Source organism: Streptomyces sp. JJ38, from assembly GCF_019303475.1.
In the GTDB taxonomy this organism is placed as follows: Bacteria; Actinomycetota; Actinomycetes; order Streptomycetales; family Streptomycetaceae; genus Streptomyces.
The window spans coordinates 85583-97632 of the sequence record NZ_JABLSI010000018.1 but is presented as its reverse complement, the minus strand read 5'-3'; the positions used below and the strand labels follow the sequence as shown (position 1 = coordinate 97632).

Sequence of the window (12050 nt, the reverse complement as noted above, 5' to 3'; positions counted from 1 at the left end):
CAACGGCTAGGGATTTCGAGGCTGGTTTTTCACAGGCAAGGCTTCATCAGTCCCTCGATTACCGACTGCGTACAGCGTAATCTGATAGGGGATCAAGTCATCCCCATCATATTTCGGCACAGCGAGATAGTAGATCCTCTCACCACTGGCAACCGCTTCCGCAATCTTTCCTTCAAATTTCTGCTGCACCACAGAATTTGGATATGGATATTGAGGAACCAGGTTCCTCAATTCCTTCCCGTCTCCGCCAAGCTGGCGGCCTATCAGGTGCCCTCGCGCAAGCCCACGCCTGTACCCAGGGGGGTCATGCCTTCCGTCCCGGACCGTGTCGCTTCCGACGATATCCGTATCCTTGGCGTTGGGCTTGGCACCCCGACCAGTCACCTTAATTGAATCTCGATGGAGGCAAGCCGCTGCCCCAGTGGCTCGGCCTAGCTCGTCACGAGGGTGATAGTAGACCCAGCTCGTACTACCGGAAGTGCAGTTACGCTCTTGATCCTCCCAAGTACTGACGAACCGCCTGAATTCTCCTCGGAAGGATTCGTCGTCTGTGGCACGCGGGTCCATCTTGAAGTAGTCGCGCAGCTCCTCCAAGGGCAGGCCGAAGTCCTTGCGTGCCCTCGTAAGGGAATCTTTCAGGAATTCCTCGCGCTCGTCATCGACCGTCACCCCGGAAACGGGGCGCGGAAACGGCGTCTGGAGGATCTCCTTGAGTTTCTGGTACCAGTTCACCGGAGGCGGGGGGAGAGGCGGTCCCGACGGTGCGCCCGGAAGTGTTCCAACGCCGGTGCCGCCACCGGGTGAAGTGCCGTAGCCGGAGCTGGTTCCGGAACGATTTCCCCTATTGCCGCTGCTGCAGCAGTTGCGCAGGCCCTCCGCAATCGCTGCCGCCTCTGCGGCTGCTGCTGCGGCCGCCGAATTCCTTGCGGTAACCCGTGCGGCATAGTCCGCTGCGGCCCGCGCGTGATCCGCCTGGGCTCTGATTGACGCCGCCGCTGATTGGGCGTTCGTATTCGCCCAATCAACTGTTGCGGAGGATGAGTGGGAGCTGGAACCCGAGGCCCAGTCCCAGATGGCGAAGCCAGTTCCAATGAGGATGGCTCCCGCACTAACAGCTATCGCCCCGTCGATCAAACCTGCGCTGACTGCGACAGCGCCCGCTCCGGCTGCGATGGGGGCAGCGTAATGACCGCTCGGGTCGCCGTTCGAGAGCGGGCTGCCGTTGCCGTAGGTGTAGCGGTTGGCCTGGATGGAAGGGGTGGGGTTGAGGGTCCAGGAGTCGCGGGAGGCGAAGGCGCCGGTGCTGGGGTCGTACCAGCGGGCGTGCATGTTGACCTTGCCGGTGTCCGGGTCGGTGTACTCGCCCTGGTAGCCGAGGGAGCCTCGGGCTCCGGCCTGGTCGGTGACGTTGCCGAACGGGGAGTAGGCGGAAGAGCCGGCCAGGGTGCCCGTGGACGGCGTGAAGGTGCCGGTGACGTCGCCGTGGGCGTCGGCCAGCACGGCCTGAGCGCCCGAGCCGTCCGACGCGGCCGTGGACAGGGGGTTGCCCGCCGGGTCGCGGAAGACCAGCTCTCCTGCCGTGGAGACCGCGTTGTTGGAGTGGTCCGCGTAGGCGAGGGTGACCTCGCCTCGCTTGACCAGGCGGCCCAGGCCGTCGTAGGCGTAGGTCGTCGTGCCGTCGGTGAGCAGACGGCCCAGGGCGTCGTAGGCGGCGGTGGTGTCGCCGTTCGGGCCGCCGGTGGTGCCGAGCAGGGTGCCCCGGGCCGACCAGCTGTAGGTGACGCCGTCGGCGGTGAGGAGGCGGTTGCGCTCGTCGTAGGTCGCCGTCTTGGTGCCGGCGGTGACGCGGTTGCCGGAGGCATCCCAGATGTAGGGCGTCTCGGTGTCGTCGGGTGCCGTCCAGTTGGTCAGGCGGCCGGCGTGGTCGTAGGCGTAGGTGTGCTGTCCGGCGCCCGCCGTGCCGGTGGTCGTCTTGCCGGTGAGCTGGTCGGCCTCGTCGAAGGTGTAGGCGATGGACGCCGTCGTCGTGCCGTCCGGGGCCTTGAGGGTGTCGGAGGACAGGCGGCCCAGGGGGTCGTAGCCGAAGGCCCGGGTGGCCGAGCCGGTGCCGTAGCTGATGGCGGACGGGCGGGAGAGGGCGTCGTAGGTGTAGCTCTGGACGGCTCCCGTCAGGGGGTCGGCGGCCGAGGCGAGTCGGCCCGCGGTGTCGTAGCCGAAGGTCGCGGCGCCCGCCGCGTCGGTGCGTCCGGTGAGGCGTCCTTCGGCGTCGTAGCTGAAGGTGGCGGTACCGGAGGGGCCGGACGCGCTGAGCAGGTTGCCGCGGTCGTCGTAGGTGTAGGCGTTCGTGCCGCCGGGTGCGCTCACGGAGGTGACGCGTCCGGCCAGGTCGTAGCCGAAGGTGTCGGTACCCGTGGCGGCTTCGGCGCCCGCCCCGGTGACGGAGACGATGCGGCCGAGGGCGTCGAAGGTGCGGTTCTGCTCGACGCCGCCGGGCTGCAGTTCGCGCACCGGTTGCCCGGCCGCGTCGTACACCGTGGTGAACGTGCGGTCGGCGGCGTCGGGGTGGGCGGCGGTGGCCGGTTCGATGACGGACTCGGGCAGGCCACGGCTGGTGAAGGTGTACCAGGTGACGTTGGAGCGCCCGTCGGTGAGCCGCGTGCGGTGGCCCGCCGCATCGTAGCCGAAGGTGGTGGTGACGGAGGTTTCGGCGTCCACCGGTTCCACCAGCTCCGTGAGCCGTCCGTGGGCGTCGAACGTCTGCTGGACGGTGTGGCCGAGCGGGTTGGTGACGGCGACGGGGTTGCCCACAGCGTCGTAGGAGGAGCTGCGGGTGCGCAGTTCCGTCCCGTCGGGCGCCAGGTCGGTCACCGCCGTGACGCGGCCCGCGAGGTCGTGGGTGCTGCGCACCGTGCGGCCGAGGGGATCGGTGACGGCGACGGGCAGGCCGGTCGGGCCGTAGTCGTACGTCGTCGTCTCCCCTGCCGTGTCCGTGGAGGAGGTCGGCTGGCCTGCCGCGTTGTAGTCGGTGGTGGTGACGATGCCGGTGGGACTCGTGGTGGAGCGGAGGTTTCCGGCGTCGTCGTAGGTCAGGTGCGTCGTGTAGACGCCCGCCGACGGCTGACGCTCGATGACCGTGGACGTGATCTGGCGGCCCAGCTCGTCGTACGTGGCCTCGGTCCGGGCGCCCGTCGGGTCCGTGGCGGACAGGCGTTCGCCCAGCAGGTCGTAGGTGTACCGGGTGACCGGCTGCTCGGCTCCCTCGGTGGGGGCGGGCTCGGTGACGGCGGTGAGCCGCCCGAGCTGGTCGTAGGTATAGGAGGTGACGTTGCCGAGCGGGTCCGTGTCGGTGACCGGCCGGCCGGCGGCGTCGTACGTGCTCCGGAGCGTCGCCGCTTGCGGGGTGGTCGTGCCGGGCGGGGTGTAGGCAGGCAGCGTGGTGCTCACCGGCCTGCCCGCGGCGTCGTAGGACGTGTGCGTGACCTCGCCGTTCGGGTCCCGCGCGTCCGTGACCTCGCCGAAGGTGTTGTAGCCGGTCGCGGTGGCGGGCCGAGCGACGGTGGCCGGGGCTCCGTGCTCCTCGACGGTCACGGGGGCGGCGGCCGACTCGGTGAGGCGGCCGAGCACGTCATACGTGAAGTCGGTGGTGTGAGCGGCCGGGTCGCCTCCGGTCGCGTTGCCGAGGGGTGAGGTCTCGGCTGTGACCAGGCCCCGGTCGTCCACCTGGTAGGTGGTGACGAGGTCCTCGGTGCCGTTCTCCACGGTCTGGCGGATGAGGTCGCCCGCGACGTTGCGCTCGTAGGTGACGCGCTCGGTGCGCGTACCGCCCGCCCCGGTGTGGGTCTCGGTGAGGACGGCCCCGCCCGCGTCGTGGGTGTAGGCGGTGCGCCGGGCCAGTCCCGCCGGGTCGAGGGTCTCGGCGGTGGTGCGCCCGGTGGCGTCCACGTCGTACGTGGTGGTGACGGTGCCGTTGCCGGTGATCTCCGTGACGAGGTGGCCTGCGGGGTCGTACTGGCGCTCGCTCAGGACGAGGTCGCGCGTGGTGCCGTCGGGGTCCTGGAACCCGACGAGGGTCGTCTGGGCGGGCAGGCCGTCGTCGTAGTAGGTGTGGCGGGTGGTGCGGCCCATCGCGTCGGTGTGCTCGGCGAGCCGGCCGGTGGGGTCGTAGGCGTAGGAGTCGAGGACGACGTCGGCCGGTGTGCCCCCGCCGTCGTCGTAGCCCTTCAGCGTGACCTCGGCGAGCTGGCCGAGCGGGGTGTAGGCGTAGGTGAACTGCTCGCCCGTCGGCATCGTCCGCGACGTCTGGTTGCCGTAGACGTCGTAGGCGTAGCTCTCCTCGCCGTTCTCGGGGTCGGCGAGCGTGGCGAGGCGGCCGTGCACGTCGTAGGTGCGTGTGGTGGTGCGGGTGGCGTCGTTGCCCCGAGCGTCCGACACGGACTCGGTCAGCGTGAGGCCGTCGGCGTCGTAGGTGTACTCGGTGACGGCCTGGTGCTCCTCGCCGGTGACGGCGTTGGTGGTCACCGGTCCGGTGGTCTTCAGCACGCGGGACTCGCCGTCGTAGCGAGTCGACGTTGTGACACCCGTGGGGTGTGCGTCGGAGATGACGGTGCTGGACACCTCGCGGCCCAGAGCGTCGTAGGTGTACTCCGTGACGAGTCCGGCCGCGTCGGTGACCCTCGCGACATCGCCCGTCGCGGTGTACTCACGGACGGTCGTGCCGCCCCGGGCGTCGGTGGTCGTGGACAGCAGCCCGGCCGGGACGGTGCCGCCACCGACCGCGGTCTCGGTCCCGTCGGTGAACGTGTGCGTCACCGTGCGGCCTTCGGGGAAGCCGGGCGTGGCCGGGGTGGTGGTCGAGACGCGGTCGCCGTACGTGTTGTACCCGTACGAGGTCAGGTAGGTGGTGTCCGTCGCGTCGGAGGAGCGGGCGTCGCGGTGGGCGATGACCTGGTCGTTGCGCGGATCCAGCGGATCGTCCGGATCGAGGAAGTACTCGGTGTACTCGGTGTGGCAGGTCGCCTCAGCTCCGGCGTCGCGGCACGTGGTCTGCGAGATCTTGTTGCCGCGCTCGTCGTGGCCGAGGCGGGTGACCGTGCCGTCCGGCGCCGTCGTCGCGGCGAGGAAGCCGCCCGTGTCATAGGCGAACGTGGCGGTGTTGCCGCCCGCGTCGGTCTGGGCGACGACTCGGTATCCCTGTAGCGGGTCGTAGCTGTAGCTCGACGTCCGCTCGTCCGGGTCGGTGAGCGTGACGGTCACCGTCGGGTCCGCCTCGACGCCCTCCTCGCCGTCGGACGACGGACGTGCTTCCGGGCCGGTCAGTTCGTGACGGGAGAGCTGGTAGGTGCCGCCGTGGGCATCCGTGTACGAGGAGACGCGGTCGAGGGCCGTGTCGTAGACGACCTGGGCGTGGACGCGTCCGCTGGGCCGGACGACCTCGGTGAGCTGCTGGGCGGTGGTGCCGGACGCGTAGTGCTCGGCGACGGTCCGGGCGCCCAGCGGGCGGGCGTACACGGCGGCTTCGTCGATGTCACCGGCGAAGTGGCCCTGGGCACCGGTAGTGGCGGGCCAGTTGTTCCAGTAGCCCGCGCCGAGGTAGACGAAACGCTGGTCGAACTGGGAGATGCTGCCGCTCAGGCTGCCGACGGCGACGCCGTCCAGGTAGAGCGTCTGGGTGTTTCCGGCCGCGGAGAGTGCGGCGTGATGCCAGGTGCCGTCATTGACGGGGGTGGCGGAGGTGATCGGCGTGGCGGAACCGTTCCAGAACTCGCCGCGGAGCTTGCCGTCGGTGCCGACGTACAGCGCGGGCGTGAAGGCTCCGGTGGTGTTCTCCTCCAGCGTGTGGTCCTGGTAGCTGAACAGCACACCGCTGCCCATCGTGCGGAACCACAGCTCCACGGTGAGATAGGGGGTGTCGGAGACGAGCTGGTCCGGCAACTGCACGTAGGAGCTGGTGCCGTTGAAGGACGCGGCCGTGTCCGGACTGCCCTGGAGGGCTCCGGGCAGCCCGAGCGTCACGTCGTGGTAGGTGCCGGCGTGGTTGTCGCGGTTGAGCAGCAGGTCGCTCTCGGCGCGCTCGGCGCCTGAGCCTTCGCCCAGTCGCCAGTAGGAGTAGGGGCTCGCGTCACGCACCACGGTGCGGTGGTGGGAGCCGTCGCCGTAGGTGTAGCGGGTGCAGGAGCCGAGGGTGTCCTCCGGCCCGCATACCTGGATAAGTCGGTCGCCGCTGTACGCGTAATCCCAGGTCAGCGGTTCCGTCCCGGCGTCCGGGGCCTCCGTGGTGACGCTGGCGACGTGCCCGTCGGCCCAGGTGAGGTGCAGGGCGCGACCGCCCGTGGCGGTGACGGTGGTGAGCTCGTCACCGGTGTACGTCATCGTCTGCGTGCGGTCACGAAAGTCGGTGACCTCCGTGATACGGCCCTGCGCATCGAAGACGTAGTCGGTCTGGTTCTTGTCCGTCAGGCGCCAGCCGTCCTCGGCCGTGCGCGTCAGGGTGGCGAAGCTGCCGTACGGCGGCGCGTAGGTACCGTCGGGGTTGTGCCCGAAGCGGACCTGCCGTCCGCTGGGGTACGTGACGACGACGTTGCCGCTGCCGTCTCCGTCCGGCTCGGCCCGCATGTCGTAACGCGTGCTCCAGCCCGCGCCGAACGCGTTGTCGTCCCGCGGATCACGGCTGTTGTAGGTGCGGGTGACGGTCAGCGCCGGGCCGACGGTGGCGACCGTGGCGTCGGTGTCCGTGGTGGTGAAGTTCCCGATGCGGGGGTCCACCTCCCGGCCGCCCGCGCCGGCACCGCCGAGGTGAGACGTGATGGCGGGCTGTTCAACAGCCGTGGTGAACGGGTAATACGGGCTGAGCGCCCCCTCGACGGTGGCCTCGCGTGCCTTCACACGCCACACGTACTGCTCACCCCAGCCGAGCTTCCCGGCCGGTACGTCCCAGGTGCGGTGCTCCACCCAGCCGGAGTTCACGCAGTCGACCGGCGCCTCGGTCGTCCCGGCACAGACCTCGAACCAGTAGTCGAGATCGGCTCCAGCGGGCCATTGGTCGATGCTCTCGGCGTCCACGAAGAGGGCGGGGGCCAGGCTGCCGACCTGGCCACCGGGCTGCGGGTAGATGTCCGTGATCCGCGGCCCGACATCCTGCGAGGTGACCGTCGCCGCCGCGGCCGGCACGCCCTCGCTCGACATCCACTTCTGATCACGCAGCCGCTGCATGTCGAAGGTGACCGTGTACTTGCCGGGAGGCAGCTCGGGTATGCGGGCACGCAGTGTCGCGTCGTCGCCCCCAGGGGTCAGACGCTCGTTGAGCCGGGTGAAGGCCACGGCATCGAGGAGTTCGCCGGTTTCGTAATCCCGTACCCGAGTGCCGAGACGGAGCTCGTTCCAGCCGAGCGGCTCCCAGGTGAAATCGCCCAGGTTCTTGACCGTGACGTCGACCTCACCGCTCTGGTGCCCGGTCAGGGGAGCGGACTGCGAGCCCAGCGTGTACTCGGCGCCCCAGGCGCTGTGCGTGACGGCCAGGTAGGGAGGGTTGGCGGAGTTGCGGCTGGCGAACCGCTTCCACGCGCCGCTGTCGGTGTAACTGGCACGCAGGCTCAGGCCGTAGTTGTTGACCGAGCCGTCAACCCAGCCCTGTACCAGCTCCGCGCCGTCGAGTCCGAGGTCTATGACCCTCCACCGGGAACCGCCACAGTCCGCCCCGTACGCGAAGGAGTCCTTGGCGACAGGGGTGCTCTTCACGGCCGGCGCGTTGTTCCACGTGACGGTCCCGACACTCCAGGACTGCGTCACCTGATGCACCCGTACCTCGTGGGCGTCACATGCCGAAGACCAGTGATTGAACAGCCCGAGAGAGACGTGCTGGATGTAACGGTTGTCGAGCGTGGTGCCGATGTCGTGGAAGCTGAGATAGCTCATGGCCCGGCTGCCGCCGCCGTCGTAGCTGCCGACCTTCAGCTCGTCGTCCCCGCTGAAGTTGTCGTTCGGCCAGTCGTCCTGGACGAACGCGTCCCCGTACGTCTCGACGTCGTCGACGCTGGGGTCGACGTATACGGGGTAGACGCGGTCGGGGCTGTCCAGCCACGCGTCGTCCAGCGTCACCCGCAGCGTCCAGCCGCCACCGCTGCGCTGCTCCAGCCCGTAGACCACGTCACCGGACAGCGCCGGGCCCCCGGACGCGTCGCTCTTGGAGGAGTCCTCCATCCAGCCCGAGGGGATCACGGCACGGACCGTGCCCCCATCGTCGCTGAGCAGGACGGCGCCGTTCTCGTTCAGCTTGGGCGTGAGCCCGTCGAGTTCGAGCGGAAACGACCACGTCCGGGGCGCGTCAGGCGAGTTGAGGACGATCGTTTCCTTGATCCTCCCGTGCTCGGCCTGGATGGCGAGGTCTGCCTCCGCCCGAATCCCCTCGTAGGTGACGGTGTCGTCCGCCACCGTTCCGCCGACGCCCTCGGCGTCGGCGAGCCCGAAGGCCACGCCATGCCCTTCGTCACCGACGGCCATCGCGGCGATGGCGGGGTCGTCACCCTGCTTCGCGACGCTGAGGCCCGTGTCGTCGGCGGCGACGTGCAGACGGTCCTCGTCTCTTCCGTCGACCGGGGTCTGCGGGGCCGCGGATCGGTCCGCGGTTTCGGCGGGAACGAGCGAGGTGTCGATGTCCTGCCAGTCACCTTCGGGGGCGCGGAAGTGCACCGGTTCCGTGTAGGTGTGCGTCGTGCGAGTGCCGTCCGGGTTCCGGAATTCCTTGGTGGTGGCGGTGCGTTCGGTGGTGTCCTCGTCGCTGAGGCCGGGGACGAACCCGGAGGGGTTCCCACCGTCCGTCGCCTTCGCGGCTTTCAGCTCTACGGGCTCGACCGCGGGCTCCACGGCCGTGAAGGCGGCGGAGCTGTCCGTCAGAGGCAGGGCATCCCCATCGGCTACCAGTTCGCCAAAGTCGGCACTGTTTCGGCCGGTGGCGTCTGTGCGTTCGGCGCCGACCGCGTGGTCACGACCGGCCGCTGTCCCGGATCGCTGCTTCGGGACGTCCCCGGCCTCCCCTGCTGTCGAGGGCGCTGCCTCAGCGATTCCGGCCAGGACCGGTGAGGGCAACACGCCGGCGGCGACGGCGAGGACGAGTGCACTCGCCCGCAGCCTGAAGGGCTTCCGCATGCCCCGTGCCTCGGCTCGCCATCGGAGTCCAGACGGCTTCCGCGGTCGAGAGCTGAGCACTGGGACTCCTTCTGATGGCCGATACAGCAAAGCCGACCGCGCCCGTGGAAGGGAGCGGTCGGCCACGTGTGCGTGGGACGTCGAGCGCGTGGAGCCCCGCGAACGGGAATTCGCAGCCTCCAAGCGGCCTACACGGTAAATGATCAGATGGACTACATGTGGAGATCATGACAACAAACGGGTAACGCATGCAACGATGGCGAAGAGCTCGTGAAGATCCACTGACGTCCCGTCGGACCGGCAACTAAGCGCCTTGCGCCCCGCCATGAGGGCGACCGTTGCCCCGACTGAACCCCTGTCATGCCGAAGACGACTTGATCAAGTTGAGATGTTGGCCTGGATAGCCTGCGTCCTCGATTCAGCCTCAGCCCAAGAAGGGGGAGTCATGGCCACCACGAGGACGAAGTTGCCGCGACCACGAAAGCGGGTCCTGGTGGCCGGTCTGCTGGCCTGTGCCGGCGCAGCGACCACTACGCTCCTGCTGACCGGGGCCTCAGACCCGGCGGCCACCTCGCCCTACGACTTCAACGGCGACGGCATTGCCGACCTGACGATCGGGCTGCCGGGCAACACTGTCGCCGGGCACGTGGACGCGGGCTCACTGGTGGTGGCCAACGGCACGTCCTCCGGCCCGGCGAGCACCTCCGTCCGCATCGACCAGCAGACCACGGGCGTTCCGGGCGCGGCCGAGGCGAACGACTACTTCGGGAACTCCTTCGCCAGCGCCGACTTCGACGCGGACGGATACGCGGACCTGGCCGTCAGCTCCCCCTTCGAGGCCATAGGCACCACAGGGGGTGCCGGGTGGGTGACGGTTCATTACGGCAGCTCGACCGGTATCCACGGCTCGCGCGCCGAAGGATTCCACGAGGACACCCCCGGCATCCCGGGCACCACGTACTGGGACGAGATCTTCGGCTACTCTCTCGCCGCGGGCGATCTGAATGACGACGGCTACGGCGACCTCGTGATCGGCCAACCCCTGGATCACGCGGGCGGCGGCTCCAACGCGGGTACCCTGCGCGTCATCTTCGGTTCAAGCAGCGGGCTGGACGCCGCGTCCGCCATCTGGATCGATCAGGACACCCCCAACGTTCCCGGCGTGCCCGAGGCGGAGGACAGGTTCGGCGAACAGCTCGCCATCGGGGACATCGACGGCGACGGCCTGAACGATCTGGTCGTCACCACCTTGGGTGAGCAGATCCAGGGAAGTTCGGACCGAGGTTCCATACACGTACTCTTCGGCCCGTTCAGCGACGCACCGGCCAGGGGCGGTTACATCGACTCCGGGAACATCGACGGAATCGGCCAGTTCGCCGGCAGCGCCCTGGCACTCGGACAGTTCAACGACGACGCGTACCTCGACGTCGCCATCGGCGTCTCCGACGAGAAAGTCGGAGAGGATGGTGCCGCCGGACGGCTCGCCGTGTTCTACGCCGACGAGAACGGGCTGTCCCACGACGACTTCGAACTCTTCGACCAGGACACCCCCGGCATCGCCGGTGGTCCGGAAGCTGAGGACTACTTCGCCTCCTCCCTGGCCGCCGGTGACTTCGACGGCGACGGCATCGACGACCTTGTCCTCGGCATGCGCAGTGAGGCCATCGGCTCGGCCACAGGCTCCGGTGCCTCACTCATCCTCTTCGGCAACCCGACCGGCGGCATCTCCACGACCGGAGCCGTGTGGATCGACCAGGACACACCCTCAGTTCCCGGCGTCGTCTACAAGCATGACCACTTCGGCTGGACCGTCGGTGCGCTGGACACTGACGGCAACGGGCGGGACGAAGCGTTGATCGGCGCGCCGGGCAACGCCGCGGGGACGGTGACCGTGGTGAAGGCCAGCCCCGGTTCCCTGGAGTCGGCGGTGGCACTCTCGGAAGGAGACCTCGGCTGGCCGGCCGGGGAGGACGGCGACGCCTTCGGCATCGCCCTGCCCCGGTGAACCGGTCGTGCCGGAGGTCGGCTACGCGAACGCCCGGCCGGCGTGGCGTAGGAGGGCTCGGGCCGCGGGGCTGGGTGAGGGACGCCAGGCCAGGGTCAGGTGGGCGAGGTCCTCGACGTCGTCGATCGTGCGGGCCACGAGGCGTTCCCCGTCGGGCTCGGCCGTCGAGGCGCTGAGGACGGCTGCGGCCAGCCCTCGGGCGGCGAGGGCGGCGATGGCCTCCGGCGCGCTGGCCTGAAGGGTGACCGCGGGGCGCAGGTTCCGTGCGGCGCAGGCCCGGTCGAAGACGGCGCGCAGGCCGGTTCCGGGCGGCATGCACACGAGCGGGTGCGCGCACACGTCGCGCAGGGTGACCCGCTTCCGCCGTGCCAGTGGATGGCTCGGCGGGACGGCGACGACGAGCCGCTCGGCGACGACGGGCAGCGCTTCCAGGCCCTCGGGGGCGGCCGTCGTGGTGCCGACGAGGGCCACGTCCACGGTGCCGGAGCGCACGGCGTCCAGGAGTTGACGCGAGTGGCCCTCGACGAGCGAGATCTCGACCCCGGGGTGAGCCCGGTGGAAGGCGGCGAGGGCGTCGAAGAGCGGGGTGAGCGCGCAGCCGGTGACCATGCCGACGGTCACCCATCCCCGGAGCACCTCCGTCACCTCCCCGACCGCCTGGCCGATCGCCTCGGCCGCGGCGAGGGTGGCGCGGGCGTGGGTGAGGGCCGCCTCCCCGGCGGCGGTGAGCGTGACGCCACGTGCCGAGCGGTCGAACAGCTCCGCGCCCAGGTCCCGCTCCAGCTGCCGGACCTGGGCGCTGACGCCGGACTGGCTGATGTGGACGCGCTCGGCGGCCCGGGTGAACTTCCGCTCCTCGGCGACGGCCACGAAGTACTCCAGCTGCCTCAGTTCCACTGTCCTG

3 protein-coding genes are annotated in these 12050 nt (G+C 69.6%); 1 reads left to right on the top strand and 2 read right to left on the bottom strand.

Annotated elements, in window-relative coordinates:
* Positions 1-6: 6 nt before the first annotated feature.
* Entirely contained in the window at positions 7-9141 is a 9135-nt protein-coding gene (locus tag HPT28_RS12335; protein ID WP_219091082.1) for a DNRLRE domain-containing protein, read from the bottom strand.
* Positions 9142-9586: 445 nt separating this feature from the next.
* Here HPT28_RS12335 and HPT28_RS12330 point away from each other — a divergent pair, with 445 nt between their 5' ends.
* Positions 9587-11146 (top strand): integrin alpha, encoded by a 1560-nt coding sequence (locus HPT28_RS12330; protein ID WP_219091081.1) that lies wholly within the window; start codon positions 9587-9589, stop codon positions 11144-11146.
* Positions 11147-11167: 21 nt separating this feature from the next.
* On the opposite strand, the gene HPT28_RS12325 is transcribed toward HPT28_RS12330, so the two are convergent.
* Positions 11168-12043 (bottom strand): LysR family transcriptional regulator, encoded by an 876-nt coding sequence (locus tag HPT28_RS12325; RefSeq protein WP_219091080.1) that lies wholly within the window; start codon positions 12041-12043, stop codon positions 11168-11170.
* Between the last annotated feature and the right edge of the window lie 7 nt (positions 12044-12050).

Coding starts and splice junctions, on each gene's coding strand:
- HPT28_RS12335 (WP_219091082.1), bottom strand. CDS start 9,141: ATGCGGAAGCCCTTCAGGCTGCGGGCGAGTGCACTCGTCCTCGCCGTC.
- HPT28_RS12330 (WP_219091081.1), top strand. CDS start 9,587: ATGGCCACCACGAGGACGAAGTTGCCGCGACCACGAAAGCGGGTCCTG.